The following is a 26359-nucleotide window of genomic DNA, read 5'->3' as shown; positions in this document are numbered from 1 at the left end:
GCCGGCCGCTCGTAGGAGGTGGTACTCCATGGCACTGGCTGGCCTCGCCCCAGGCGTCCTCGAGAGGCTTGGGAGCGAGCTGGCGGCAGAAGCGCTCATGGAGCTCCAGTACCGCTTCCCGCTGACAGCGACCCCCTACTGTGACGTCGCCGACAGGCTTGGCGTCAGCGTGGAGAGGCTGCTGGCGGTGCTCCGGGAGCTTAGGGAGAAGAGGATACTCAAGCGGGTCGGCTTCTACTTCAACTACCGCGCGGCCCGCAAACGCGGAGCCCTCATAGCGATTGAGACCAGTAGGCCGAATGAGGCCACCAGGCTCCTCCTGGAGATGCTAGAGGATGTCACGCATAGCTATCTCCGCGACCACCCAGTATACAACCTATGGGTTGTGGGTAAGCATAGGGACCCGGAGAGGATAGTGGAGGCTGCCAGGCGCGCCGCCGAGCTCTACGGCACCGGCCGGTGGCTGGTACTCTGGGGCGAGAAGACGCTACGGCTCAGCGTGAAGTATGACCTTGAAAGAGGCGTTAGCAGGGCCGGGCCTATGAGCAAGGTGGCGCTCCGTCCGCCTCGGCCGGAAGACCTCGGCTATACCACGGCCCTCGCCCGCGCATTGAGGGTTCTGCCGCTGGAGCCACACCCCTATGCTGTGATAGCAAGGCAATTCAACATGTCGGAAGACGAGGTAGTGGCCGCTATGAAGGAGATGCTGGATAAGGGCATACTAGGCGACCCCGGCGCCGCTCTCGACGGTCATAGGCTGGGCTTCATATTCAACGGAATGGTGACCATAGCTCCCCGTAACATGGACCAGCTGGAGGACCTCTGCAGCTGGGTTGTAGACAACATCGAGGAGGCTACCCATGTTGTCAAGCGCTCTGCCACCCCGCCGGGCAGCTGGAGGCATCTATGCTACTTCATGATACATGCTGTGGACGAGGAAAGGGTGAAGCCAGTGCTCGAGCGCCTCAGCGGGTGCCCCTACATGGACGACTACATGGTGATCAAGAGTCTTGAGGACCTACTGCCCGGCGTGATCAGATAAGCATTATTTATTAGGATGGTTAGCTGGCGATCCTCGTAGGAGGGGCCGAGTAAAATGATACCAGTCACTGTAATGGTCACCGGCAGGGGCACCGTTTCGACGCGTATAAAGGGCCACTACGGCCCCAAGAGACCCTCCAGGTTCTCGGACGCGCTGCGCCCAATAGTGTTCTGGAATATAACATACCAGTGCAACCTAAAGTGTATTCATTGCTACATAAACGCCATGCTTAACAAGAGGCCTGACGAGATGAGCACTGAGGAGGCGCGTAGACTGGCAGAAGAGATGGTTGAGATAGGTATCCCGCTGGTGGTTGTCACGGGGGGCGAGCCTCTGGTAAGGGAGGATTTCTGGGAGATAATGGAGCCCATGGCTAACAAGCGGAGGCCAAAGCTCTCCCTAAGCACCAATGGAACCCTAATAACCCGTGACGTAGCTGAAAAGCTCGCCTCCTATGGCTTCGTCTATGTAGGCATATCTATAGACAGCATAAAGCCGGAGTGGCATGACAAGTTCCGCGGTGTCCCAGGCGCTTTCGAGGCAACCGTCAAGGGTATAAAGAACAGTATTGATGCCGGCCTCGACGTAGGCATAAGGACCACAATAACCAGGTACAACGTGAAAGAGGTACCAGAGATACTCCGCTGGGCCCACGACATGGGTATAAAGAGGGTTAGCCTCTATCTACTCGACACCGTCGGCCGCGGCACCTGGATAAAGGACTGGCTCCCAACGCACGAGCAGCTCAAGTGGCTCGCCGACACGCTGATAGACGAAGCGAGAAAGTATGCTGACAGCCTCGAGATACTCATAGTGAGGGGCCAGTTCCTGGGCATATATATAGCAGACAAGCTTGCTAAGTCTAATGAGGAGTTCGCCGACTACATAAAGATGCTTGACGCCCAGGGCAACTGTGGCAGGAAGAGTATAAGCATATACCCGGAGGGTACTGTTAAGCCCTGCCAGTTCATAGACTGGGTGACCCTGGGTAATGTGCGTGAGAAGAGCCTGCGCGAGATACTGACCCCCGATAACCCGGCGCTCAAGCCATTCCTGGAGGCGGAGAAGTACCTACGCGGCCCCAGATGCGGCAGCTGCCCGTTCCGCCGTATCTGCGGCGGTGGGAGCCGCGGCAGAGCCCTGGCCATGACTGGCGACCCGTGGGGCGATGATCCGCTCTGCTTCCTTGACATAGAGAATATAGTGAAGAGGAGGGGGATAGACCCCCGGGCTGTGCTCTAGCCTCTTTCCTCCCTTCCTGAGCCTCTGCTCTTTCTACCCGCTAGTAGGCCCGCGGCTATTACTGGGAGAAGGATGCTGGCATCCCCGTAGACCACGACGCTCTCCGCTTCTGGTCGAAGCTTGTTCCAGGTTATCGCCTCACGCGGATGCGCGCCGCTGAGGCTTCCGTCGTACTCTATAGCTGTGGTCATGTAGACGGCGCAGTCTAGCCCTTCGCGGAACTGGGCCCACCAGATTGTGTGGTGCTTGCTTATTCCTCCCCCCACTATGAGGGCGGTGGCGCGCTTGGCTGTGAAGAACTTGTTGGCAATGACCTCCTCGTCTTTGAACGGGTTTACTCTGAGGTCCCGGTGGGTCTGCAGGTAGGTGAAGAGTGCTGTGCCGAAGGCGCCGTCTAGGAACCCCGGCACTATTATGGGTGTGCCCGTCTCACTTGCTGCCGCTAGTATGCTCCCCCTGTCGCTGCGTAGCTCTCTGCCTATCTCCCAGAGTATTTCGTAGACCCCCCACTCCCTGCCGCGGTCAAGCCTGTCAAGGACCTTGTAGACCGTCTTCTCCACACGGGGCCCGTAGTCCTCCACCGGTATGAATACATTGCCCAGCCTGTGGATCTCCATCCTCTGCAGCATGCGGTCGTCGGCTTCAAAGAAGCCCTTGTAGTATCTGCCCCCGGTCCCCCTGGCAACGTCATGGTCTATGGTGCCGCACGTGGTTACAATGAGGTTGAAGAAGCCCTCCCTTATCAGCTGGGCTAGCACACCGCGCAGGCCGGTTGCTACAAGGTTCGCTGTGAAGGATATCACGCGTAGATCCGACTCGGGGAGGCACCTGGAGAGTATGCGTATGGCCCTAGCCACGTGGCCTGCCATGAATCCATGTATGTTGTCCAGCAGCTCTACTATGCTGGAGAGGGGCTGGTCCGGGTTTATCTCCACATCCTTTACCGGCTCTGTGAGCAGTTTCTCCCGATCCCCGCTCATTGCTGGGCCCCCAGCGCCTAGGGGTACAGGCTCAGCTGTTAAGAGTTAGAGGCCAGCCTGGAGACCGGGCGCGGGTAGAGGCTGGGGGCTCTCCTGGTGCAGAGGCCGTGGCGCGCGGCGGCGCTAGGCGGTGGATGGCTAGTGAGCGGATAGCATTCAGGCTGCTCGAGGAGAGGGGCTACAAGATACTTGAGACGCACAAGCGGGTTATCATAGACGGCGTTGAGGTCGGCGAGGTCGATGCAGTGGCTGAGGGCCCCGACGGCCAGCTCTATGTGGTGGAGGTTAAGGCCGGCCGGCTCGACGTCCACGGCGTACGCCAGGTCTATAGCAACGCCGTGCTCCTGGACGCCAGGCCGCTGGTGGTTTGCAAGGGCTTTGCTGACGAGTCCGCCCGCGTGCTGGCAGAGAAGCTAGGCGTCGAGGTTATAGAGCTTGAGGACATCTTCCTGGTAGACGCCGAGGAGCTTGAGGACATAGTCTATGGGGCCGTCATGGAGGCCGTGGCTGAGGCTGCTAGACTCCTCCTAGACCCCTCGATCCGGGTGAAGCCTGAGCAGGTTGAACTACTCCGGGCCGTGGCTGAGGCCCCGACCATTGCCGAGGCGGCCTCAATGCTTGGGAAGAGCGTCCGCGAGGTCGCAGGTGTGCTTGAGTGGCTCCGCCGCCTCACGCCGCTAGCCCGGAGAGGCTACCGCGGCGCCCGCTTGGCGGCCGCAATACTCCTCCAGAGGTCCCGTCTACAGGCCCTGCTCGACAGCCTCGGCAGTAGTGCTGAAAGGATAGAGGCGCTCCTCGGGAGACTAGGGGTCTAGGCGTGGCATCCACAGCGTCCAAGGAGAAGCAGAAGATACGGGAGCAGGTGTGGAGACTGCTCGAGGAGCGCGGTGTGGCTGCCTTCCCCAGGCCTGTGTACGGCCGTATACCAAACTTCCTCGGCGCCAGGGAGGCTGCCGCCCGCCTGGCCGAGACCCCGGAGTGGAAGCGCGCCCGGGTGGTGAAGGTTAACCCGGACGCGCCCCAGAAGTGGGTCCGGCTCGCGGCTCTCCGCGAGGGCAAGCTAGTCGTAATGGCTAGTCCGAGGCTCCGCGAGGGCTTCCTCCTCCTAGACCCGGGGGAGATACCCAGCACCCTCTACGAGAAGGCCGCCACCATACGAGGCGCCTTCCAGCTCGGGAGAAGGATTACTATAGACGAGCTACGATCAATGGGTGGCATAGACCTCGTAGTTGCAGGCTCTGTGGCGGTGGACCGGAGAGGCCGCCGCGTCGGGAAGGGGGAGGGCTATGCCGAGATAGAATATGGCGTAATGAGGGGGCTCGGGCTTATAGACGAGAATACCCCGGTGGCCACAACTATACACGACCTCCAGCTGGTGAGCCATATACCCAGGGAGCCCTACGACCTAGCGGTGGATATAGTGGCGACGCCCACCAGGCTCATACGCTTCGAGGCGGCTGAGAAGCCTCCAGGCATAATCTGGGACATGCTGCCCTGCAAGAAGTTCCGAGAGATACCGGTGCTCCAGGAGCTGGCTGGGAGGCTGGGTGTGGAGAAACCCTGCAGAGAATAGCTCTACGGGAGCGGGCCCTGCCAGCCTCTGGGCAGGTCGCTCACACCTCTTATGTAGAGGTAGATCACCCTCGCCAGCCCTCCCACATGGTACTTATCAACATGAACAGGCCTCCAGCCAGGCACTGCAAAGTCTAGCGTGATGACGCGTGCCCCGGGCCTCAGCTCGGCCTCTAGCTTCGGCCTAAGCTGGGCGTTAACTCTGGTGAGGAGGTACATGTACACCACCGTGGCGTCCCTAAGCTCGACGTTGAAGAAGCTATCGTTGATAAACTCTATTTTATCGTATACGCCCTCCCTCCTAGCATTCTCCTTAGCCTTCTCTATCAAGTCGCGGCGTATCTCGACACAGACAGCCCTCGCCCCCCTCTTGGCGGCCTCTATCGCGACTCTACCATCCCCGCATCCGAGGTCGTAGAACACGTCATTCTCTCCAACCTTAGCTACGCGCATAACATGGCCTATCAGCTGCCGCCTTGTGGGCACCCAGGGGACGTCATAGACCCCTATCAGGGGTAGTGGCAGCGCAGCGAATACGCCTAGAACCATGCCCCTCCCCGCCGACTCTAGATCATCCGAGCCGCTGATATTGTATTCGCAGCAGGGGCTTAGCTATGTGGCTGCCCCCACATATTACGCAGAAGCGGGTTAGTATTCCTTAACGTGTACCCCGCTGTCTGAGTGCTGGGAGGGCCGGCTTTGGGCAAGCCCGGTAGCCGCGAGGGACGTCTTGCTACAAGCCTGTCAAATCCGATTGAGAGGATTGAGGAAAGGCGTCTAGACAACGCTACGTGGCAGCTTATAATAAACCAGATAGAAAGGATAAAGCAGGTATACGACTACATGAATAAGATAATGTCGCTAGGCATTGAGGACAGGGTTAGACATGATGCTGTAGACCTTGTAGCCCGGCTGCTTGGAGGCGTGGAGGCGCATAGCCAGCCTGTTGTAGTGGATGTAGGTAGCGGGCCCGGCTCCTCGGTAAGAGTCATACGTAGGATGCTCCCCTACAGCTTCGTAGTAGCCGTTGATCCCTCCGTCCAGCTTCTAGCCTCAGCGTGCACCGGGCCTCTCTGCGACCGCGTAGCCGCGGTAGCGGAGAGTCTGCCAGTACGTAGTGGCGGCGCAGACTTTGTAACGAGCTTCTACGCCTCGCGGGACTTCAGGTCGCTATCCTCCGCATTGTACTCGATGATATCTGCTGCTAGAAGGGCCGTAGTTATAGGAGACGTGTTCCTGCCGCGCCAGCTGGTTCGGAGGCTACTTGTGAGGTCTTGGATATGCTGGGCTGTCCCGGTCCTCGCCTTCGTGTTCGCTAGGAGGTATTGGGGCCTGTACCGGGGGCTATGCATAACCATAAGGGGGTGGTGCGATGTAGAGGAGCTTGGGCACTACGTGGAGCACCTTTCGCAGAGCCTAAATAGAGCTGCTGTTGTGCATATGCGCAAGTATATGCTCGGAGGATTAGGGTATGTCGCAGCAATATTCGGCGAGGAGGGTGCTGGTAGCTATAACGGGGGCCAGCGGGATAGTATACGGGGTAAGGCTTGCGGAAACCCTCAACTCGATGAAGATGCTTGAAGCGGTGATATATACGCGCAGCGCGGAGCTCGTGGCGAGAGAGGAGATGGGGCGTAGTCTGGTAGACCTGCTCGGGGGGCTCGATGCCCCAGTCTACCGTGATGACGAGCTGGATGCGCCATACGCCAGCAGTAGCAGGATCCCGGCGGGGGGTATGGCCGTAGCCCCCTGCAGCACCCGCACCCTGGCAGCGGTTGCCCACGGAATCGCCGATAACCTGGTGGCGCGGGCGGCGCTGGCAACCCTCCGCCTCCGCCGCCGCCTCGTCCTAGTGGTGCGCGAGACCCCTCTCGGCCTGGCGGAGATACGCAACATGCTCCTGGCAGCCGAGAACGGGGCCACGGTGCTCCCTGCCTCGCCGGCCTTCTACCACCGGCCCAGAACCATAGAGGATATGGTGATGTTTATAGTAGGTAAGGTTCTGGATGCCCTTGGGATTGAGCACGGGCTGTACAGGAGGTGGCGTTTGGGGGAGCCTGGGCCTCTGGGCGGGGGCTGAAACCTCTGCTAGGTGTCTTGGCATGGGTTAGAGCAGCTCGTCGTCTATATTGTAGCCCTTCTTCCTCATTAGCCTCTCCACGCGCTGCATGGCCTCCTCCTCGGCTTCGAGCTCTTTCTCTAGATCCTCTGTCCCGGCCTCCTTCTGCCGCTTCTCCCTGGCGTAGAGGCATGTGCCGTCCGGCAGCAGAGCTTTCAGCGTGCATGCGGCGTACTGGCAGGCGCCGCCTATGCATTCGTCGCCTATCCAGCGGCAGTAGGCTGCGCGCTGCATCCTGCCGTGCACGGGCTTCCTGACCACGGTCAGCGCGTTGTTCAGGCAGCGGAAGTGGGGGCACAGCGGGTTGCACCTGCCGTCTGGGAGCGGCATGGGCCTCGGCTTCCCGCCGTGGGCGCCTCTGGGCTCCCTACGCGGCCTCCCGGGCTCTCTAGGCGGTGCACGGCCCCGGCGGAACGACATAGCCTGCCACCTCGTAGCGGGGTGCAGGGCTGGCTACCTGGCGCGGCCCGGCGCGTGCCATTACGCTGGCCCCTCCCGGAGGGGGTTGTTCACGCCAGGCTCAGTGGCACGAGGGCATCTTATTAGGGCTTACTCCATTTAAACATGAGGTATCTCACCGGTGTCTCCCCGGGCCCCGCCACGGCCAGGATGAAGGCTTTGCGGACGCTGTGGCTTAGCCTGCCGGCGCGCACTATCTCTAACGGGTCTATCTCCCCGCCCGCCTCCACCACGTGCACCAGGTATGGGGCATGGTCTATCCCAGGCCCCTTCTCGTAGACTGCGAAGTCTGCGCCATACTTCAGCCCCGAGCGCGCGATATAGCCCTTATCGCGTAGCTCTCGATACACCTTGTACACGAGGCCAAACCGGGGTATTGCCGAGCGTGCCCGCGCAGCAAGCTCTCCCGGGCCGACAGGCCTCCCCTCCTCATCCCTGACCTCTAGAACCCCCTTCTCGGCCAGGTATACAGCCTCCACTAGCCCTAGCTCAAGCGGCGCATCGAACTCAGCGCCCCCGGGCTTTGGGATGCCCAGGGGCTTACCGTAGAACCCCAGCCTATACAGCTCGCGGGCCTCCCGGGGATCAAATACCACAACACGCAAGCCCAGCAGGACACCGTGGAACACCATACCTTGTACCCCTGTACCACCCTGCGGTGGCACCACCGGGGCTAGTGTGCCACCCGGTAGAGGGCTAGGAACTTCACATTCTCCGCGGCATCTCTCAGCATGTCAGCTATATCCTCTATCATATCCACTATGTCGCGTAGCAGCATGAGCGCCACGGTGTCGCCGCGCAGCTCCCTATACATGGCTAGTGTGAGCCGCCGGTAGAGGTTATCCACATCGTCCTCGACGCTGGTCACGAGCTGAGCATTCTCGTAGCTCTTCTTGGGGTTGGACGTCAGCGACTGTATAGCTGCCTCGAGCTGGTTGAACTCCTTCTGCAGGTTCTCGGCCATAGATGATAGTAGCTCGTTTACAGTAGAGCTGGACATATTGGTGTTAGACGCTAGGAGGTAGGACCGGTATGCTACTCCCTCGGCCATCTGCGCCACGCGCGTGAGAGCTAGGAATATATCCCTGTAGAGCGTGCCCGTGTTAAGCAGGTCTCCTAGCCGGGCAAGGTACATTAAAGCGTCCTCCTTCATAGACTCGATGCGCTCCTTAGCCTCTTTTACACGCCGATGCAGCTCTCTCAGCCTCCTATCGTCGACGTTTGTTAGGGCTGTTACCACCTCCCTTAGCCCAATAATGCTGTCAGACAAGGCCCTCGCTATGCCTAGGAGCTGCTCGTTGAGGCTCTCCTCCGCTAGCGACCGGCGGCGCCGCCTCTCCATGTCGTAGTCATAGTAGTCCTCTGCCATATGGAGGCCCCGTGCCCTCCTAGCTAGACTGGATGGGGTATTAGAACAATAATGCTCCCCGGCCTCGTGTGTAGTACGCGCTATTAGGGCTCCAGGCCGTGCAACTCTCGTGAGAGTGCCTCAGGCTCAGAGGGTAGCAGCTCCATGGACGTTCTAGTGGTAGACGCTCTTGCCAGGGGCAGCTACGGCAGGAGAATAGTTACAGTCGACGCTATAGGTGCGGGTCCCCGCACTGTTGCAGGAGTACTCGAGCAGCTCGGAATAGGTGTTGAGCTAACTACTGCTGAAACCGTCTTGGATAAGCCGAGTATGCTGGAAGACTATGATGTTCTCATGATAAGTGCTATGAGTGTTGACGAGGGTAGCGTGGCCAGGATAGTCAAGGCCTGGCGCCGACGGCGCGGGAGGAGGCCCGTAGTGGTTGGAGGCCCTATCTCCAGCGACCCATGGTTCCTGGCCCGTGTTGGAGCTGACGTGGGAGTCCACGGCGAGGCCGAGCCCGTCGTGGAGAAGCTGTTCACCGAGGGAGCAATAGACTCTGGCGTGCTCTACAAGGAGAAGCTGCGGAGCCTTTGCGGGGTAGCATACCGGGAGGAGGGCAGGGTAGTGGTGAACAAGCGCTGCCCAGTAATGCCGCGACGGGTCTGGGAAAAATACTTCCCCAGCACCCGTCTAATACGAGGCTACCCCTTCTACTGGGCCGCCCGCGTCTACGTGGAAGTCGTGCGCGGGTGTAGCAACTACACTATACCCCGCTTAGAGGGGCTTTTGCCCGAGGAGCTGCTCCCCGCGAGGCCCGTGCCGGGCTGCGCCTACTGTAGCGTAGTAAGCCTATGGGGCTATGCGAGAAGCCGCAGCATCGAGCTAGTATATAGGGAGGTAAAGGAGCTGATAAACCAGGGCGTCCGCCGCATAGTGCTGAGCGGCCCCGACTTCCTCGACTATGGAAGGGACTGGCTGGTCGAGCCGGGGCCCCTAGTAGACCCCAGGAGGCCTGGCCCAAACCTCGAGGCGGTACAGAGCCTTCTCTCAAGGCTCTCCTCGATACCGGAGATCTCCTCCGGAGAAGCGGCGATCATGGTGGAGAATGTGAAACCTAACCTTGTCACCGAGGAGGCGGCTAGAACGCTCGGCAGGTATCTCAAGGGCACCCCGGTCCATGTAGGAGCGGAGACAGGCGATCAGCGCTTGCTAGAGGTGCTGGGGAGGCCAGCCACTGTAAGGGAGACTATAGAGGCTGTCAGGAGGCTCAGACGCCATGGGCTGAGGCCCTATGTTTACATAATGTATTGTCTCCCTGGCGAGACTGGTAGAGTCGTTGAGAAAACCCTGAGACTAATGGAGGCCCTCTACCGTGCTGGCGCGGAGAAGATCACGGCCTATCGCTTTACACCCTTGCCAGGCTCGGCCCTAGGCAAGTTGGCCGGGAGAAAGCTAGACTGCCTGCCCAACCACCCCGTGAAGCTCAAGGCGGCTGAGATAAACAAGAGGGCCAAGAAGAGGATGATTGGCTGGAAACTCCGGGCAATAGTGGTCGCTAGGCACCCCAGGCTTCACAGATGGGTAGCCTACCCGCTGCATCACGGCCCGGTAGTCCTGCTGGAGGAAGAGGGGCTAGAGCCCGGCGACATAGTTGATGTCAGGATAACCGGGGTCTACTCTGATAGGATAATAGAGGGCTCTATGCTGAACATGGTGGGCCGAGCCGTCTAGTAGTACTTGTCGACTATTACCTGCAGCTTGCTGGCCAGCTCCTCTATCTTGTTTAGGTCCTCCTCTATCAGCTCCCGGCTCTCCTCTATCAGCCTGGCTCCACGCTTCGCCAGTAGAAGCGCCTTGTTTAGTAGATCGCGCTCATACTCCATACCGACTATAATCATGTACTCGCTTAGCGTCGCTATATTGTCCCTAACCTCTGACGCCACAGAGTCCAGGTTCACGGGGCCCTGGAGGCTATTCTCTAGCCTCTGGCGCAGCACCCTCAACCGCCTTAGGTAGGTGAGAACGAGCGCTTGCAGTTCTTCGTCTCCAGTATCCCTCCTAAGCCTCGAGAGGGCTCGGTTAAGCGACCGCACTATCTTGGCGTGTCTATCCGCCACGTCTTCAAGCGTCCGCAGCAGCTTGTAGGGGTCTACAGCCTCGGCCATGCCGAAGCCACCCTGGGAGCCGCCGGAGGAGAGGAAGGGACTCCCCGGCTCCTATAACGGGGCCGGCCCTCTCGTCTATAAGCGGTTGCCTCTCCAGGCGTCCTCTCCACAGCGTAGCCTTGAGCTAGCACCCTGTCCCCAAAAACGCGTAAGATGGCTAGCCTAGGAGCTAGCTCCGGGCTATCCTTACAGTCACTATGGTGTTGTCGGAGACCCCGTACTCCGGTAGGTTAGTGCCGTTAACCCATATCTCGTTAGGAGGAACACTATCATCCTTCTCGACACGGTAGCGGAATCTATGCCTGCGTGCAACCACAACCTCTATGTACTCGCCCTCACCTATCTCCTTCAGAAGCTCCGGGTTAACCTTGGCTATACCCTCCTTTAACTCATTGTGGAAGCGTAGTCTCACCCTGCGCTCCCGCTGCCTCTTCTCCCTTCCAAGCACCTGGGATGCAGGGGGTATCATTGAGATCGCAGTCTTCACATCTATCTTCTTCTTGGGAAGCTCCTCCTGCTGCTCTTCTTCTCTCCTAGCCTCCTCCTCGCTCATAGCCTCTACCTCCAAGAGGTGGGGATAGTTCCACGTAGCAGGTTTAATAGCTACTCTATATTCTACAACGTGCTTGTGTGTCGTGCAAGTAGCCCCCTAGGACGTGGGGGTTCCGATCTCCTCTAGGCTAGCCCCCTCTATGAACTTCTTCACAGCCTCTGCAATGCGGTTTACGGGGACCCTCACCTGCTTCCACGTATCCCTATCCCTCAGCGTAACGGTGTTGTCTTCGAGCGTCTGGTAGTCTACGGTTATCGCGGCCGGCACTCCTATCTCGTCTACACGTGCATACCTGCGGCCTATGCTTCCATCATCATCGTATATCGCGTACATGCCATTCTCCAGGAGCTTCCTCCATATGTCTCTAGCAATCCTGACAAGACTCTCCTCACGCACTATCGGGAACACAGCGGCCTCGATCGGGGCTATTCTCCGGGGCAGGCGGAGCACAACCCTCTCGCCACGCTCGCTGTAGGCGTGGTCGAGGGCTACGAAGATGAGCCTCTCCACGCCAAATGAAGGCTCTGCTACGTGTGGTAGGAAGCGCTTCCCAGTAACCTTCTCCTCCTTCTCTATGATCTTTATGTGCTCTGCCGGTATTTTCTCGCCGGCCACCTCTATGTAGCCTTTCTCCCTCAGCTCCTTCTCGGCAGTCTCGGGGTCTAGCGACCGGGCTGCCTCTAGTATCTCGCGGGCACGCTTCCGGAAGGTCCTGCCAACCCAGGCACGGTCTAGGAGCACCATCTTCTTTCTGACTATCTTGGGCTCCTGGTACTGCTTAAAGACACGGAGATCATGTCCACTGTACTGCATGTGCCTCCGCAGATCATAGTCTGTACGATAGGCATGGCCGGAGACCTCCACCCAGCCTAGCCTGCTCACCCTAACCAGCTGGTCAAAGGTCTGGGCGGCGTAGTGGGCTCTTTCCTCCGGCGCCTTCTCCTCGAAGTACATGTCCCCGTAGGGTACGCCCAACTCCATGACGAAGTCGCGCGCTATAGCCATCCAGTAAGCCAGCCAGGGGGTTCTGACAACCCCCTCCTCTATGGCCTCGCGGACCCCGTACTCCTCGGGCTTCTCCTCTCCCTGCGCCTTGGCCTCGGCGCGGAGTATGCGTAGCTTACGGTGCTCAACACTCCCTAGAAGCTCCTCTAGAACGCCCCCGTGCCAGGGATCCTCCGGGTCGAAGAAGAACTCCATCTCGGCTATAGTGAACTCTCGGAGCCTCATAATACCCTGCCTGGGCGATATCTCGTTCCTGGCAACCCTCCCTACCTGCGCTATGCCCAGAGGCAGCCTCTGCCGGCTGACCTCGAAGACCCTCTTGAAGGATACGAACATGCCCTGCGCGGTCTCCGGCCGCAGGTAGCCCACGCTTTCGCTGTAGGGGCCTATTGTAGTCTTGAAGAGGAGGTTGAACGCCCTTACCTCGCTGAGGGGGCCGCCGCACACGGGGCACCTTATATCGTGCTCCCGTATTATCCTCGTCATCTCCTCGAGGGTGAGTCCCTCAGCCCTTATCCCAGTCTTCTCCTCTATAAGATGGTCGGCTCTGAACTTCCGGCGGCAGCGGAGGCACTCTACAATTGGGTCGGTGAAGTGCTCTAGGTGCCCGCTGGCCTCAAACACCTTGGCAGGGGCTATGACTGGTGTCTCTATCTCGACAACTATGTGGTTGTGGCGGCGTATGAAGTAGTCGCGCCAGAGAGCCACTATCTTCTCCTTCAGCCTTACCCCGAGCGGGCCGAGGTCGTAGAAGCCTGCGACACCGCCATAGATCTCGTAGCTCGGCCAGAAGAAGCCCCTCCTCTTAGCCAGCTCTATTACCCTATCATACCTGTCCTTCGCTATAGTGTTGCTCGCCGCCATAGCCTGCATCCTCGCGGCCCTATAGCCCCGTCTGAAGAGTGTTATAGTGGTTCTCCCCCGGGCAGCTGCAGTCGCCCGGGGGAGGGCTCGGCATGGGTCTTCTAGACCTCTACGTGTCCAGAGCACCTCTCTACTTCGGCGGTGTAGAGACCGAGCCGGAGAAGGCCGACATGCTGGTAATAGGTATTCCCTATGACGCAACCTCGAGCTATCGTCCAGGCTCCCGCTTCGCGCCTCGAACGGTTAGGGAGGCAGCAGCTAACATAGAGTTCTACTCGCTCCGGGCGGGGCTTGACCTTGAGGCGTACCGGGTGGCGGACCTCGGTGACATTGTGTTGCCGGTGAGGCCGCAGGAGGCTGTGAAGAGGATAGAGGCGGTAGTGGCTGAGGTGCTGGGGAGGTATCCAGGGAAGCTTGTGGCGTTGATAGGAGGCGAGCATAGTATAACTCTAGGCTCCTTCTCGGCCGTGGCTCGCGTGGAGGAGGAGCCATGCCTCCTGGTGGCGGACGCACATTTCGACCTCCGCGACGAGTACATGGAGGAGAAGTATAGCCACGCTAGTGTGATGAGAAGGATCGCCGAGGCCTATGGTAGTGAGCGCCTCTTCTACATAGGGGTCAGGGCCTTTGCGGGGGAGGAGGTAGAGTACGCTAGGGAGAAGCATATAGAGTATGTAACTAGCCATAGCGTGAGGCTGCTAGGCGTCAGGGAGGTTGTCGCCCGGGCTGCCAGATGGATCAGGAGAGTAGGCTGCAAGACGCTCTATGTAAGCGTAGATATGGACGGCTACGACCCAGCTTACGCACCGGGTGTAGCCAACCCGGAGCCCGAGGGGCTGGAGCCCTGGATGCTCCTCGATATCCTGTTCAAGGTAGTGGCTGAGAGTGGTGCAAGGCTAAGGGTGGTGGATGTTGTGGAGGTCTCGCCGCCCTACGACTACAGCGGGATTACCTCAATACTGGCTGCGAAAACGCTGCTAGAGCTCTTCGCCGCCTACCAGGTCCAGAAGAGCGGGGCCAGGGGAGGCTAGTGGAGGGCCAAGCGATCCTATATGGCCTTTACCAGTTTACGGCCCGGCGGCCTAACCTTGTAGACTACCCTATAGCCGCAGTAGGGGCACTTAACGCTAGGCATGTACTCCAGGTCTAGGGCTGTGAACTCCATGCCGCAGCGGCCGCACTTGTAGCGTATCATGGCCTTATCCTCTATGACGCCCGTCTCCTCCTCCCCATTGCGGGGTTCGTAAAGCTCCATAGAGCCTCGCCCGGTAAGAGGCCTCCAGGCATGCGAAATCCTTATAAGAATAGCTCTCCAGCTAGCTCACTATGGAGCCACATCCCCCTGAAGGCATAGAAGGCGAAAAGCTAGAAGGAAGGGATAGGGCTCTATGAGTGGAGATATGTCCTCCCTCTGTGGCGGTCTCCCGCCCGAGCTCTGCGAGCAGCTGGCCCGCGAGCAGCAGGTGATCAAGATAAAGCTCGAGAGACGCCGCTACGGGCGCGAGGTAACAATAATCGAGGGTCTGGACGAGCGAGAAGTTGATCTCAAGAAGCTGGCCTCTCAGCTGAAGTCAAAGCTAGCCACGGGAGGCACCTATAAGAAGGGGCGTATAGAGCTTCAAGGAGACCACCGCCACAGGGTTAAAGAGATCCTGGTTGAGATGGGGTTCCCCGAAGAGAACATTATAATAGTGGAGTAATGCTCTCTGAGGTACGCATCCTCCTTGAGCCAGTAGCATCTCAGTCCTCCTCCCGTACCGGCGCCCCGAGGTTAGCTTGAGTAGAGCGATAGCGCGTGCAGCACAACGGCCACCGGCTTATCGAGTGCCAGCAGCTCGAACAGCTCCGGGAAGAGCGGGGTGCTCAGCAGCGCTATATATGAAGCGGTCTCAACAATCTGGTTGGCCTGCTTGAAGGTGAGCTGCCGCACCCCTATATGTTCAATCACCTCAAGATACGACCTATGTATCTCGTAGACCTCTGTGGCTTCGGGCCATACTGAAGGCTCTCTAGAGCTAACCATGTATACGAGGTGGAGGCTGAGCCAGAGCGCCTGGAGCGCTCTTGCCGCGTCCTCGTAGGTTCCCGGGAGTAGTATGTTGAAGCCTCCCGTCTCCTCGTCCACTTCCGTCCATTCAGCTCCCTTCCGGGAGAGGTAGGCGTAGAGATTTCTGCGCAGCGTTTTGAGTGCTTTCGAGTGCTTCTCGTCGAGATCTTCGCCTGCCAGCTGCTCCATGGGCCAGGCTGTTATAGCCCATGCTATGGGCCTGGAGCCGTACATGCGGATCAGGTGGTGTATGGCTACTATCCTTAGCGCTATGAACCGGTCGGTGGGTATTGCTCCTCTCCCTCCCAGGGTGAAGGCTTAGCCTCCTTACAGGATACAGCTTTAGGGTTGGACTTGTTTGAGGAACTCGTAGGCTGGGAGTAAATTTTTTAAGGATGTTTTTCGGAATAGTATGGGCGGGGCTTTAAGGGTTGCGGGCATCTTAGTTGCGGCCCGCCCTCAGCCTCTAAGGCCGTATATACAGGTGGCCCGGCCTTGGTGACTAAGGAGCAGGCCCCTAGGGCCTCGGGGGAGAAGGAGGAAGGGTGTCCCCCCGAATATATAGTGTTCGACGAGGAGAGGGGCGAGTACATCTGCACGCTTACGGGAGAGGTAGTTGAGGAGACGGTTATAGATACAGGGCCCGAATGGAGGGCTTACACACCTGAGGAGAGGACCCGCAGAAGCCGCGTGGGCAGCCCGCTTACCCACACTCTCCCCGACTATGGTATACTCACCACTATCTCCGGCTACCGTGACGCGAACGGCCGTAAGCTCGAGGCGCGCCTCCGCATTGAGGCCAGCCGTCTACGCAGGCTCCAGGCGAAGCTTCGCGCAACCACTAGTATAGAGAAGAACATAGAGCAGGCGGCCCGTGAGATAACCAGGCTGGTCGAGGCTCTCAACCTGCCCCGTGGCATTATTGACACCGCCATGATGATCTACCGGCAGGCGGCGGAGAAGGGCCTGGTCCGCGGCCGCAGCCTCGAGTCGATGGCTGCGGCAGCTGTCTATGCTGCCTGCCGTATACGCGGCATACCCAGGAGTATAGACGACATAGCGGAGGTCGTGAAGGGTGGCCGTAAGGAGGTTGCCCGCTGCTACCGCCTCATAGTCCGCGAGCTGAAGCTCCGCATGCCTATAGTTGACCCGGTCCGCTACGTGTCCAGGATAGTCTCGGCCCTCCGGCTGAGCCCTGCCGTGGAGAGGAGGGCTGCGGAGATACTCGTCCAGGCGCGTAAGATGGGGCTTACAGCCGGCAAGGATCCAGCGGGGCTTGCGGCAGCGGCTATATACATAGCCGCTCTGGAGCTTGGGGAGAGGAGGACTCAGAAGGAGATAGCTGCAGCAGCCGGCGTCACAGAGGTTACGGTTAGGAACCGCTACAAGGAGCTGGTTCAGAAGCTTAACATACCGCTCCCAGCCCAGTAGCCCCCATGCACGGGGGCGCCGTCCCCGGGCTCTTTTCCCCCTCCCTACCGAGGCTCCCAACCGGCCGTTGGGCGAGGGAAGGGCTGTTAACCCATATCCTTCCGGGCTTCTACGTCCTCGGTGGCTAAGGTGTGGCCGGGCAGGGTATAGATGACGTGAGGAAGGCTAGATTCCTCCGCGAGCCGGTGGTGGAGTCCCGCGGCGAGCTTAAGCACTGGATAGACGCTCTGGCAGACTGGCTCGAGGAGCGGCTCCGCCGCAGGAGTAAGAGCGTCTACGTGTTTAACGGGGGCCTCTCGGTCTCGGGGCTGCAGCATGTGGGCAGGCTCCGGGGAGAAGTGGTTATCCCCGAGGTTGTCCGCCGCATACTTGAGGCGAGGGGCCTCCGGGTTAAGCAGTACCTAACCCTGTACACGCAGGACGCGTGGAAGGGCAAGGAGAGCCAGCGCAGGGTCTTCCCGGACCCCGAGGACGCCAAGCGTTACACTGGCTGGCCCTTGATAAATGTCCCTGATCCCAGAGGCGAGCTCCCCAGCTGGGTCGACAGGTTCTGGGCCGACTTCGGCCCCTACCTGGGCGAGTTCACAGACGGGAGCATAGAGGTGGTAAAAACCACTGACATGTATCGTGGTAAGCTGCTGGAATTCGTGCGGCTCTCTATAGAGCGTCGCGAGGAGATACGTGAGGTCGTGAACAAGTACCGTGGCCGCCGGCCATACCCGCCTGGCTGGATCCCCTTCGAGCCCCGGTGCCAGCAGTGCGGCAGGATAGACTCGACCGAGGCCCTCGAAGCGAACCTGGAGAAGGGTATGGTCCGCTACCGGTGCCGCAGCTGCGGCCACGAGGGCTGGGCCCCGCTCTGGGACGGGAAGCTGAACTGGCGCATAGAGTGGGTGGGCGTCTGGTGGGCCCTTGGCGTAGATTTTGAGCCCTACGGCAAGGACCACGCGACCCCGGGTGGGAGCAGGGATAGTGCTAACGAGCTGGCGCTGAAGGTGTATGGGATAGAGCCGCCGGAGGGGCTGCCCTACGAGTGGGTCGCCGTGAAGACGCGTGACGGAGAGGCTGATATGAGTAGTAGCGACTTCATAGGCTTCACGCCCCGCGAGTGGCTTGAGGTGGCGCATCCAGAGGTGCTCCGCTTCCTCATCCTCCGCACGCCCCCCATGAGGAAGCTGAGCCTAGGGCTCCACGATGTGCCCCTCTACTACGACCAGTACTACCGGGCTGAGAGGATCTACTACCGGGCCGAGTCTACTGGGAGGAGAGAGGAAGACCTTCTCCTAGCCCGCAGCTACGAGCTTAGCTACACCCGAGGCGCCCCGCCGGAGAAGATGCCAGCCCAGCCGCCATACAGCCACGTTGCAATACTGGCCCAGGTGCTCCCCGAGGACCGGTGGCGGGAGGAGGCACCCCGCCGGCTCCAGAGGAGCGGCCATCTGCCCGAGAAGCCCAGCAAGCATGATCTCGAGAGGCTGCTGAGCCTCCTCCCCCGGGCCAAGAGGTGGGCCGAGCAGTACGCCCCCGAGCATATGAGGATAAGGATCCTCGAGGAGCCGCCCGGCGAGATCCTGGAGAGAATACCTCCAGGGATGCGCGAGAAGCTCCGCGGCCTCGGCGAGAGGCTCTCCCGGCTCGTCGACTGGAGTGAGGAATCCATCAAGCAGACTATGGTGGAGTACACTAGGGGCTGGAGCAGCAAGGAGCGGAGAGAGTTTTACCGCTACTTCTACCTGGTATTCGTGGGCAGGGAGAGCGGGCCTAGGGCGGCGCCGCTCCTCTCACTGCTCGACAGGGAGTTTGTACTGAGCCGCCTCCTGGGGTTATGAGGTACGACAATTTTTCCAACAATTTACGATGGATGATAGCTGTGCAGCCACCCCCGACAACCATCATTAACGAGCGTCAAAGATATTAGAGAGGCCAGCAGCCTTTAACGCGGGATAAAGCGGCTGGGAGGTGTGCCCACATCTTGCAGACTATAACACGCCCCGGCTACGCCACATGGTATAGAAGCGGAGTGGAGCAGGCCAGCATGCTTGCAAAAGCCAATGCTGCACGCCTAAAGTGCATACTCAAGTGCGCCTTCTCACTCAACGAGGAGGAGGCCCATGTACTATCATACCTCATAACCCGCGGCCGTGGAGCCATAGCGAAGGATATCGCCGAGGCCCTAGGCCGCAACCCCGAGGTAGTACGCCGCGCCCTACGCGGCCTACACGCTAAATCCCTCGTGGTAAGGAGGCCCTACCCTCTAAGGCGCGGCGGCAGAGCCTACTTCTACGAAGTGCCCGACCACATAGTAGCCGCGCTCACGGAGGTCTGCGAGAAGGTAGGCGAGGTCATAGAGCTGGTAAACAATAACCGGAACGGCGGCAGCAGGGCCGGCTAGCCCCTGACGGTCTCTCCAGCATGCCAGTAGCGCGCAAGGCTGTCCGGAATATTTCTTGGAGCCGCATATGATTCACCGGGATCGCTAACAAGCTGGCTGCCTGCCCGAAGGCTGACCCTAAGCCTTTATCTCAATATGCATCTCAGCCATACCTATCATGGCTATGTGCCTTAGTCCGTTGTAGAACCTTGTCTTAACACCGCGCTCCGCGAGCCTACGATCAACCTCCTCTCTGGAGACGCTGTCTATACGATACTTGTTAGACATAGCTATGAAGCTGTTAGCATAAGCGAAGGAGGGGACCCATACCGCGTATTCTCTAACGTGCTGAAAGACTTGGCGCGCAGCGTTGTACACACGCTTAAAGACGTCCGGGAAGAGCGTAGAGCAGCCTGCCTGAGTCACAACTATGCCATCGCTACTTAGCACCCGGGAGATCAGCTCGAACGCGCTACGAGAATACAGCTGGGCCGCTATATCAGATCCATACGGATCAGTGAGGTCCATTATAACGACGTCAAACCTCTCTCCACGCTCGGAGGCCCTCTTAACGTACTCGAAGCCATCCATTATGTGCAGCTCCGTCCTCGGATCGTCGAACGCGCCTCGATGCCATTCTGGCAGATACTTCTTGGAAACCTCTATAACCTCCTCGTCTATGTCAATCATAACGGCCTTCTCCACTGTACTGTGGCGAAGTACTTCGCGAAGTGTAGCTCCCTCCCCGCCGCCAAGAATTAGGACACGCCTGGGATTTGGATGGACTGTCATGGCGGGGTGTACAAGCGCTTCGTGGTAGATGTGCTCATCACTCTCGGTGCTCTGGATTAGGCCGTCGAGCACCAGTGTCTTACCGAATCCCCTCAGCTTCACAATCATTATATGCTGGTAGCGGGACTTCGAGTTATATAGCACTTCATCAACAGCATATATAGTACCCATGAGGCCGCCGGGCTGGTATAGCGAAAGCCTAAACTCCTCGAGCTCCATGGCTCCCGCCCGGAACTGCTGAGAGGCTACCGCAGCATTAATGTGACTCGAATACATTGCCGGAGGACTCCTCCCAGATAGCCCTCTGACAAGGCAGCTCCCTGGGATTCCATGGCGTCACGCGGCGGCAAAGATACTAGCGGTTTTTACTATGGAGAGCGCCCCGGCTAGCCGGTGCAGCCAATGCCGCCTGGGAAGAATAGGCTCATAGCACTTGTAGTCATAGCATTATTGTCGGCACTATCCTACGCCTATCTATCAGCCAGCCCAGCTCAACGCTATACATACTCATACACTGCGTCAACATGCATGGAGCTTGTCAACCCATCAACAAACCAAACTATAAAGGCGAGCGCAGTGACAATCATAACCATTACTAAGCGCTACGGAAAGGGAGGTAATATAACACTCTATGCGACAATAACCCATAAGAAGGTCACTATTAGTCCAAGCAGCTACTCCAACGCGATAAGATTCACCAATAAAACCCTGAAAGCAAGCATAGACCCAGCGTCATGCAGCCTTGTAGAAAAAGGGGCTATGCTGCAGCCGAGCCTCGACCAGTTCTACTGTAATGCATCAAAACTCTATAATGCGTCACTAGAGGGGGGATTCAAGATAAAGAGGAGAGATGGAAACATAATCATAACCTACTCTAACGCAACGAAGCCGTTAAGCATAAGCATAGAGGCTATCTACAGTACCGTTGACGGCATACTCAGGCATTACAGGGCACGTATATATTCTAGCATGCCGTCACAATCGCTGGGTGTCAGGGAGATCCGGGAGGAAATTAATATTACAGCAGGGGAGGGAGCTGTAGCCTGGCTCCGCTGGGTATTGCTAGGCGCGCTCCTAGCCTCAGTACTAGCCATAGTGGTGTACCTGTACCACTACCTGCATAGGAGGAAGGCAGCGGGCTAGATCGGCTCTACAGCATCTTGTACAATAACCTTATGTTGTGTAGTAGATATCATTGCTTGCTAAGACCGTGGGAGAGATGCGTCCATGAGTACACGCGCCCCCGGTACAATCCCTGCATTCCGGTGCACGTGATGAAGGCCTTTAGGACCGAGCCCTGGGGCGATGGGGTGAGTACCCTCGGCTGATCAACTAGTGCTCGGAAGCGTCATGCTGCATCTAAACTATAACCACTATGCTGCATGGCGAGTCTAGCTACCGCTACCTATATGAGCAGTACCTATATGGGCAAGGGGTGGGACCCGCCGCATGGCGAGAGTGTTGCATAATAAAGAGACGCCCGATATAGAGAAGAGGGTTGCAGAGATAGAGTCAAGATTGCGCCGCATGCAACGAACATCCCTGATAAAGAATATCATCTACGTGATAATAGTTATAGGAGTCGCCTTATACGTATACAAGCTCTACACGACGTCTCACGGGTGGAGGGCTGAGCTAGTTGATGTACCCCGGATAGGCCTCGCGTCCCCGACTCAGCTACGCATATCCTTCCTCGTGAAAAATCTACAACCCCTCCGGGGAGCAAGTCCTCGCCCGGCTAGTCTACTACAAAGTGTACATACAGGGCTACTATGCTGGTGATGGGCTTATACCCTACCTGGCCCTGCCGCCCGGCTGGAGCGAGCACAGATTAACACTGGTACTGGATGTGGATAAGGCTGGGTGCGGTATAGCGAAGGCTCTCGCCACGAGGAGAAACGTCACTGTCACTCTGCAGGGCTTCGCAATGGTGGACCTAAAGGCGTTCAACACGATAACATGGAAGATAGTCACCCTCCCCTTCAACATCACTGTAGCAAATGTGAATGTGCCCAAGCTGAGTAGCCAGGCCGCTGCAATACTGCAGCTCTACACATTGGTATGCGACGAGGCCCCGAGGCTGGTCACAGCGCTCACAAAGCTACTAGGACATGCAGGCCTTCTAGGCATACTGCCCCAGGGAGGCCAGAGCGGCACACATGGCACTAGCACTGGCGGTGGCGCTAGCCAGGGCCAGGAAGCCTCCCAGCCGCCGGTGAAGGTGACGGTTACCCTTGAGAAGTCTGGCCTAGCATCGTACACTGCTATAATAAACATAACAAACGTGGCGTCTCACCCCGTATCACTGGAGAAAGTAGCAGTCAACGGCCGCTCGATTGCTGAGGGCAAGCTGCCGCAAGTACTTCTCCCGGGCCAGGCCCTGACCCTCAAAACTAGCGTACCAAGCCCCATGCTCCTCATAAAGGTGACTGTGGACGGGAAGACATATACATACATAAAGAGCTAATGGATCCAACTAGCTAGAGTATATAAGCCTCAATAAGTAGTGATATATCTTTATAATCTATTATACGATATAAACCATATGTCTGTAGATAATGGAGTAAGGGTTCTATAGACGTGCATGGTCCTAGGCGTGAATTTAGGCAGAGGTAGAACGCTTTAGACGGGAAAATATGAGCCAGAGTTAAAGCAGTATACAAAGTATGGGATTAAGCGGCGCGTATATTGTTACAAGCCCTTACGAGGGGCCGTCATAAAAGTAGTCAGGCCGAAGGGCACACTGGTGGGAGTGCAGGAGCACGTTCAACCCTAGCGTACTAGCCTTAGGGAACTCTATACACATGCTCTATAGCGTCATGGGCTGCGACGGCGTGTCAAGGCTTGGCTATGCTTCTTCAACAGGCGGGCTTCATGCGGTAGAGAGGTCTAGCCATCCCGGTCTACGAGCATAGCGCTTCAGGACCTCTCGGTTCGACCGGGCCGGGTGGCAGGGCTGGCAGGGGGTGGCGCAGAGGATCCCCGGCTCATGATTCTTGGGGGCAGGATGTATATGATTTATTTTATACTGCCTAGTATGACTGTTATTCCGTGTAGCCCTAACCTCTATAGACGTGAAGGACTTCCTAAGGAGGCGGTGGAGGTGGGTTCCTCCTAGGGTATTGCCTCCACGTAAGCCCTGCAAGAACCGGGTGGTATTGGGAGATAGAGGGCAAGTACGCGGTGCTGCACGGCATAGCGCCTAGGGTTTAGGCAGCTTTTCTGGACAGCCTGGAGCTTGAGGGTCATCATATAGAGAGCCGTTGTGACGCCGGTGCCGGTCATCTTGGGAGGCATGAGTGGGTGAAGCGGGTCTGGGCGCCCGTCCATATGGGCTAGGGGCTGGCTCCTCTTCTACCATACCATACTGTGCCCGGAGATTATCCGGGTGACTATGCTATAGGTGCTATTGCTCCTCAACCTTAACCTTAGAGAGCCGGAGAATGTCTTGTGTAGGCTAGGTAGGCTGGTGCTAGTCCTCCACCGCGCCCTGGTGTATGTGGATAGGTTGGATGTTGATGAGTTGGAGCTGCCGCTGGTATACAGTAATTGCGTAGCTGTAAGGATGCTATTATGGTGTAGCTGATAGCATGGTGTATGTTGTGTGTGGCTCCTTTAGGGGTTCGTGTACGCCCTCGTCTCAGAGTGTGGGCGCTGAGGGCTCGCCGGAGCGGCGGTATGTACCATGTAGTGTGGATCCTGTGGGGATCTAGCGTGGTGGAGCCGCCGGCGGGATTTGAACCCGCGACCACCGGCTTACAAGGCCGGCGCTCTGCCCGCTGAGCTACGGCGGCACCGGGCGGCCCTCTTTAGGGGGCGGCCGCGTCCGTGAGGGGCCTCCTCTCCCTGGCGGGGTGTTTAACGGTTACGCGGCGCTAAGCCCCCCGGGGCTCTGGGGGCTGGCAGGTCATGGATGCGCCGGGTATCGATGAGCTGGAGGAGTATACGAGGCGCCTCATACCAGTGAAGCCTGGGGGCGCTTTCCGCTTCCGCTGCACCAGGTGCGGGCGGTGCTGCAGCGGCGGGCCTAATGTATCCCTTACCGTGTTCGACGCGGTGCGTATGGCCAGGTTCCTGAGGATCAGCTGGCGTGGGTTCCTCCGGGGCTACGTGAAGGTTATAATAGCTGATATAATGCCCCACATGCTCCTCCGCGGTGACGAGAGGGGTAGGTGCCTCTTCCTGGCCGAGCGCCACGACGGGGTGAAGCTCTGCGTCATATACCCGGCCAGGCCGATGAGATGCCGTCTCTACCCCCTGCTAGTGGAGGGTCTGCGGCCGAGCCTCTACCTTGACCCCCGCTCGCCCGGGGTCGGGAGCGGCCCGGAGAGGAGGCCGCCCTCTAGGCTCATAGAGCAGTATGTCTGGGAGAGGCGTGAGCACTACCGCCGCCTCCACCGCCTGGTGGTGGAGGAGGGGATGGAGCCCCTTGAGGCGCTCTACCGTGCCCTTGACGAGGCCTGGGAAGAGGCTGAGAGAGGGGCCCGCTGGGCTGACCTGGACTACCTTGCAAGCCTGGGCTCAGTTTAGCAGTGCCAGGGGAGGGAACCCTATAACGGCGCCTGGGCGGGAGAGGGCTCCGGAGTGGTGAAGAGCTTCTAGGGTGCGGCGGCGGCCTTGAAGGACATGTCAGCTCTGCCTCCTGGGGAGCGCGTGGAGGCCTATATAGCGAACGTGGAGCTCGCCCTGGAGAAGCTTGGCTCCAGGGGCCTCGCGGGCAGGACTGCTAGGCTGCTTGAGCTTGCAAGGATGTATGTCAGTGATGCCCGCTACTACCTCCAGCGTGGCGACGTGTTCACAGCCCTCGCGGATGTGGCCTATGCTGAGGGGCTGGTCGACGCGCTCCGCTGGCTCGGCCTCGTGGAGCTGGACTGGGAGCCGGCGAGCAGGCTGCTAGCCCGCCCCAAGGTGCTCGTGGCCGGCACGTTTGACCTCATCCATCCAGGGCACATAGAGCTGCTGCGACAGGCCTGGCTGAGGGGCCGCGTCTACGTGGTTGTCGCGCGGGACAGCTCGGTGAGCAGGTTCAAGAACCGGGAGCCTATAGTGCCGGAGGAGCAGAGGCTGGAGGTCGTCTCCGCCATACGCTACGTTGATAAAGCCATCCTCGGCAGCGAGAGGGACGTGCTGGACCCGATACGCGAGCTGAGGCCTGACATAATCCTCCTGGGCCCCGACCAGTGGGCCAGCGAGGACTGGTTAAGGAAGCGCCTGGCCGAGGAGGGGCTGAACCCCAGGATAGAGAGGCTCAGCGAGAAGAAGGAGTGCAGCCTCTGCAGCGCCACCAGCATAGCCTGCAGAGCCGCCCAGATCGTAGAGAGGTACGGCATGTGTGGGAGCCAGGGCTCTCAAGGCTAGTAGCCCTCAGTGTAGAGGGCATAGATGCGCCTCAGCTCCCTCACCGGGCTGTCAGAGTAGTCCACCCTCAGGTCCACCACCCGGTCGTAGTAGGGCGTGTACTCAGTCTGCCCCACCACGAGTAGAGCCGCCGACCGGTCCCCGCGCCGGTCCCCGCCGGCCCGGTGCCCCGCCTCTATGGCGGCGAGCAGCTTGTCTGCAAGCCCTCCCTTGGCCGAGAGGAAGGCGTTGATAGCCGCCCTGCAGACCTCGGGCCCCTTCACGAGGTTCGCTATGCAGACCAGAGGCTCTCTCGGGTGAACTATGTAGCCGTGCCAGCTAGGCGCCCACTCCCCGTCGTGGACGGCCACGTCGCCCCGGTAGTCTATCACCGCGACCTGGCGGTGGGCGGGACTAGGGTCGCGGGCCAGAGCGGCGCGCAGCGCCTCCTCAGCGCTCGAGGCCTTGGTGAGGAGCTCCAGCACCATGGGGGCAAGCGCCGGGTTCGTGTAGGCCTGGGTAGCCACCACGCCTACCCCATGCCTCCCCCAGGGCACCCTGGAGCCCACCGCTATGCTTCCCGAGACTACTGCGACCCCTGCCTGGCCCAGCAGGGGATCGTAGGCCAGAACGCTATAGGTCAATACCGCCACCTGCCCCGAGCAGGGAGATAGGGCTCCCCCGAGGAGCCCACCGGGGCGTGTTAGGAGGGGTGCACTAGGTTAAACCTGGCTACGCGTAAAAGCCCGGCGGCCCATGCACCCCGGGGAGAGGCTAGGCCTCGTATACCTGGCGCCGCACCTCCTCTGGTACCTCGTCCTCCCTTATCACGGGGAAGGAGGGCGGTACATCCCTCCTCTTGGGGCCAACAACTATATACTTCGAGGCATCGTCCTCCTTCCTGCTCTTAAGCACGCGAACCTTCACATACCAGCCGTCGCTCCGGAGCACGTAGGCGTACTTGCCGTGCTTCCCTCCCATCCTGTAGGCCACCCGGCGCGTCTCCCCGTGTCGCCTCTGGCTATAAGC

Annotated in this window: 30 protein-coding genes and 1 tRNA gene; 17 read left to right on the top strand and 14 right to left on the bottom strand. The window is 59.0% G+C overall.

Annotation, left to right across the window (positions count from 1 at the left end; genetic code table 11):
• Positions 1-28 precede the first annotated feature (28 nt).
• Together ACZ42Y_RS08275 and ACZ42Y_RS08270 are read left to right on the top strand one after the other, a co-directional pair.
• Complete coding sequence (locus tag ACZ42Y_RS08275; protein ID WP_058370453.1) at positions 29-1042, top strand: Lrp/AsnC family transcriptional regulator; 1014 nt, start codon at positions 29-31, stop codon at positions 1040-1042.
• 54 nt (positions 1043-1096) lie between these two features.
• A complete protein-coding gene (locus ACZ42Y_RS08270) occupies positions 1097-2284 on the top strand; it encodes a radical SAM/SPASM domain-containing protein (RefSeq protein WP_058370454.1) in 1188 nt (395 codons plus the stop codon).
• Here ACZ42Y_RS08270 and ACZ42Y_RS08265 read toward each other — a convergent pair.
• Entirely contained in the window at positions 2281-3264 is a 984-nt protein-coding gene (locus ACZ42Y_RS08265; protein ID WP_464735466.1) for a deoxyhypusine synthase, read from the bottom strand. The two genes, ACZ42Y_RS08270 and ACZ42Y_RS08265, sit on opposite strands and share 4 nt — an antisense overlap.
• A 107-nt stretch (positions 3265-3371) precedes the next feature.
• Between ACZ42Y_RS08265 and ACZ42Y_RS08260 the strand changes: the two genes are divergently transcribed.
• Positions 3372-4079 carry a YraN family protein gene (locus ACZ42Y_RS08260; protein WP_058370456.1) on the top strand — a complete coding sequence of 236 codons (708 nt, stop codon included), beginning with the start codon at positions 3372-3374 and terminating at the stop codon, positions 4077-4079.
• A gap of 2 nt (positions 4080-4081) precedes the next feature.
• Positions 4082-4837 (top strand): 5-formyltetrahydrofolate cyclo-ligase, encoded by a 756-nt coding sequence (locus tag ACZ42Y_RS08255; protein WP_058370457.1) that lies wholly within the window; start codon positions 4082-4084, stop codon positions 4835-4837.
• Between the two features lie 2 nt (positions 4838-4839).
• On the opposite strand, the gene ACZ42Y_RS08250 is transcribed toward ACZ42Y_RS08255, so the two are convergent.
• Entirely contained in the window at positions 4840-5385 is a 546-nt protein-coding gene (locus ACZ42Y_RS08250) for a class I SAM-dependent methyltransferase (protein ID WP_058370458.1), read from the bottom strand.
• A gap of 150 nt (positions 5386-5535) precedes the next feature.
• Between ACZ42Y_RS08250 and ACZ42Y_RS08245 the strand changes: the two genes are divergently transcribed.
• Together ACZ42Y_RS08245 and ACZ42Y_RS08240 are read left to right on the top strand one after the other, a co-directional pair.
• Complete coding sequence (locus ACZ42Y_RS08245) at positions 5536-6417, top strand: methyltransferase domain-containing protein (RefSeq protein ID WP_464735465.1); 882 nt, start codon at positions 5536-5538, stop codon at positions 6415-6417.
• Entirely contained in the window at positions 6308-6916 is a 609-nt protein-coding gene (locus tag ACZ42Y_RS08240; protein ID WP_464735464.1) for a UbiX family flavin prenyltransferase, read from the top strand. The genes ACZ42Y_RS08245 and ACZ42Y_RS08240 overlap by 110 nt, the downstream gene beginning before the upstream one ends.
• A 27-nt stretch (positions 6917-6943) precedes the next feature.
• Here ACZ42Y_RS08240 and ACZ42Y_RS08235 read toward each other — a convergent pair whose 3' ends face one another.
• The 3 genes from ACZ42Y_RS08235 to ACZ42Y_RS08225 all read right to left on the bottom strand — a co-directional run bounded on the left by ACZ42Y_RS08235 (position 6944) and on the right by ACZ42Y_RS08225 (position 8783).
• A complete protein-coding gene (locus ACZ42Y_RS08235; RefSeq protein ID WP_058370460.1) occupies positions 6944-7375 on the bottom strand; it encodes a hypothetical protein in 432 nt (143 codons plus the stop codon).
• Positions 7376-7497: 122 nt separating this feature from the next.
• Positions 7498-8046, bottom strand: coding sequence for a tRNA-intron lyase (gene endA / locus ACZ42Y_RS08230; protein ID WP_058370461.1), 549 nt, complete (start codon positions 8044-8046; stop codon positions 7498-7500).
• Between the two features lie 41 nt (positions 8047-8087).
• Complete coding sequence (locus tag ACZ42Y_RS08225; RefSeq protein WP_464735463.1) at positions 8088-8783, bottom strand: DUF47 domain-containing protein; 696 nt, start codon at positions 8781-8783, stop codon at positions 8088-8090.
• A gap of 144 nt (positions 8784-8927) precedes the next feature.
• On the opposite strand from ACZ42Y_RS08225, the gene ACZ42Y_RS08220 reads away from it, so the two are divergent.
• Complete coding sequence (locus ACZ42Y_RS08220) at positions 8928-10496, top strand: B12-binding domain-containing radical SAM protein (protein WP_464735462.1); 1569 nt, start codon at positions 8928-8930, stop codon at positions 10494-10496.
• On the opposite strand, the gene ACZ42Y_RS08215 is transcribed toward ACZ42Y_RS08220, so the two are convergent.
• From ACZ42Y_RS08215 to glyS, 3 genes are all read right to left on the bottom strand, one after another.
• The gene (locus tag ACZ42Y_RS08215) at positions 10493-10930 is read right to left on the bottom strand and encodes a hypothetical protein (protein WP_058370464.1); all 438 of its coding nucleotides are present in this window, start codon (positions 10928-10930) and stop codon (positions 10493-10495) included. The two genes, ACZ42Y_RS08220 and ACZ42Y_RS08215, sit on opposite strands and share 4 nt — an antisense overlap.
• A 169-nt stretch (positions 10931-11099) precedes the next feature.
• Positions 11100-11498 (bottom strand): hypothetical protein, encoded by a 399-nt coding sequence (locus ACZ42Y_RS08210; protein ID WP_464735461.1) that lies wholly within the window; start codon positions 11496-11498, stop codon positions 11100-11102.
• A gap of 81 nt (positions 11499-11579) precedes the next feature.
• A complete protein-coding gene (gene glyS / locus ACZ42Y_RS08205; RefSeq protein ID WP_058371355.1) occupies positions 11580-13352 on the bottom strand; it encodes a glycine--tRNA ligase in 1773 nt (590 codons plus the stop codon).
• 92 nt (positions 13353-13444) lie between these two features.
• Between glyS and speB the strand changes: the two genes are divergently transcribed.
• Positions 13445-14383: an agmatinase gene (gene speB / locus ACZ42Y_RS08200; protein ID WP_070807812.1), complete on the top strand. Its 939-nt coding sequence runs from the start codon at positions 13445-13447 to the stop codon at positions 14381-14383.
• A gap of 17 nt (positions 14384-14400) precedes the next feature.
• Here the strand turns inward: speB and ACZ42Y_RS08195 are convergent, their stop codons facing one another.
• A complete protein-coding gene (locus ACZ42Y_RS08195) occupies positions 14401-14547 on the bottom strand; it encodes a TFIIB-type zinc ribbon-containing protein (protein WP_058371357.1) in 147 nt (48 codons plus the stop codon).
• Between the two features lie 205 nt (positions 14548-14752).
• Between ACZ42Y_RS08195 and yciH the strand changes: the two genes are divergently transcribed.
• Complete coding sequence (gene yciH / locus ACZ42Y_RS08190) at positions 14753-15052, top strand: stress response translation initiation inhibitor YciH (protein WP_058370465.1); 300 nt, start codon at positions 14753-14755, stop codon at positions 15050-15052.
• Positions 15053-15123: 71 nt separating this feature from the next.
• Here the strand turns inward: yciH and ACZ42Y_RS08185 are convergent, their stop codons facing one another.
• Entirely contained in the window at positions 15124-15633 is a 510-nt protein-coding gene (locus ACZ42Y_RS08185; protein ID WP_058370466.1) for a hypothetical protein, read from the bottom strand.
• 261 nt (positions 15634-15894) lie between these two features.
• Between ACZ42Y_RS08185 and ACZ42Y_RS08180 the strand changes: the two genes are divergently transcribed.
• The 3 genes from ACZ42Y_RS08180 to ACZ42Y_RS08170 all read left to right on the top strand — a co-directional run bounded on the left by ACZ42Y_RS08180 (position 15895) and on the right by ACZ42Y_RS08170 (position 19222).
• A complete protein-coding gene (locus tag ACZ42Y_RS08180; protein WP_058370467.1) occupies positions 15895-16830 on the top strand; it encodes a transcription initiation factor IIB in 936 nt (311 codons plus the stop codon).
• A 188-nt stretch (positions 16831-17018) separates the two neighbouring features.
• A complete protein-coding gene (lysS, locus tag ACZ42Y_RS08175) occupies positions 17019-18659 on the top strand; it encodes a lysine--tRNA ligase (protein WP_058371358.1) in 1641 nt (546 codons plus the stop codon).
• 143 nt (positions 18660-18802) lie between these two features.
• Positions 18803-19222, top strand: coding sequence for a MarR family transcriptional regulator (locus tag ACZ42Y_RS08170; RefSeq protein WP_058370468.1), 420 nt, complete (start codon positions 18803-18805; stop codon positions 19220-19222).
• A 117-nt stretch (positions 19223-19339) separates the two neighbouring features.
• On the opposite strand, the gene speE is transcribed toward ACZ42Y_RS08170, so the two are convergent.
• On the bottom strand, positions 19340-20269 hold the full coding sequence (gene speE, locus ACZ42Y_RS08165) for a polyamine aminopropyltransferase (RefSeq protein WP_236698106.1): 930 nt from the start codon (positions 20267-20269) through the stop codon (positions 19340-19342).
• 252 nt (positions 20270-20521) lie between these two features.
• On the opposite strand from speE, the gene ACZ42Y_RS08160 reads away from it, so the two are divergent.
• The 3 genes from ACZ42Y_RS08160 (at position 20522) to ACZ42Y_RS08150 (ending at position 23579) form a co-directional block, all read left to right on the top strand.
• Complete coding sequence (locus ACZ42Y_RS08160) at positions 20522-21136, top strand: hypothetical protein (protein ID WP_464735460.1); 615 nt, start codon at positions 20522-20524, stop codon at positions 21134-21136.
• Positions 21137-21746: 610 nt separating this feature from the next.
• Positions 21747-22460: a hypothetical protein gene (locus tag ACZ42Y_RS08155; protein WP_464735459.1), complete on the top strand. Its 714-nt coding sequence runs from the start codon at positions 21747-21749 to the stop codon at positions 22458-22460.
• Positions 22461-23441: 981 nt separating this feature from the next.
• Complete coding sequence (locus ACZ42Y_RS08150; RefSeq protein ID WP_168371233.1) at positions 23442-23579, top strand: hypothetical protein; 138 nt, start codon at positions 23442-23444, stop codon at positions 23577-23579.
• A 132-nt stretch (positions 23580-23711) separates the two neighbouring features.
• Here the strand turns inward: ACZ42Y_RS08150 and ACZ42Y_RS08145 are convergent.
• Positions 23712-23787 (bottom strand) — tRNA-Thr (locus ACZ42Y_RS08145).
• A gap of 115 nt (positions 23788-23902) precedes the next feature.
• Here ACZ42Y_RS08145 and ACZ42Y_RS08140 point away from each other — a divergent pair.
• Together ACZ42Y_RS08140 and ACZ42Y_RS08135 are read left to right on the top strand one after the other, a co-directional pair.
• Positions 23903-24523 carry a YkgJ family cysteine cluster protein gene (locus ACZ42Y_RS08140; protein ID WP_058370472.1) on the top strand — a complete coding sequence of 207 codons (621 nt, stop codon included), beginning with the start codon at positions 23903-23905 and terminating at the stop codon, positions 24521-24523.
• Between the two features lie 96 nt (positions 24524-24619).
• Positions 24620-25351, top strand: a complete 732-nt coding sequence (locus ACZ42Y_RS08135) for a DUF357 domain-containing protein (protein ID WP_058371359.1) — start codon at positions 24620-24622, stop codon at positions 25349-25351.
• Here the strand turns inward: ACZ42Y_RS08135 and ACZ42Y_RS08130 are convergent.
• Both ACZ42Y_RS08130 and ACZ42Y_RS08125 read right to left on the bottom strand, forming a co-directional pair.
• Positions 25348-25983, bottom strand: coding sequence for a DUF1028 domain-containing protein (locus ACZ42Y_RS08130; RefSeq protein WP_464735458.1), 636 nt, complete (start codon positions 25981-25983; stop codon positions 25348-25350). The genes ACZ42Y_RS08135 and ACZ42Y_RS08130 overlap by 4 nt on opposite strands.
• Before the next feature lie 121 nt (positions 25984-26104).
• A complete protein-coding gene (locus tag ACZ42Y_RS08125; RefSeq protein WP_338052270.1) occupies positions 26105-26323 on the bottom strand; it encodes a DUF5622 domain-containing protein in 219 nt (72 codons plus the stop codon).
• Positions 26324-26359 lie beyond the last annotated feature (36 nt).

The organism is Pyrodictium brockii, assembly GCF_055379715.1.
The sequence above is the reverse complement of the archived record's forward strand: the minus strand, read 5'-3'. Positions and strand labels throughout refer to the sequence as shown.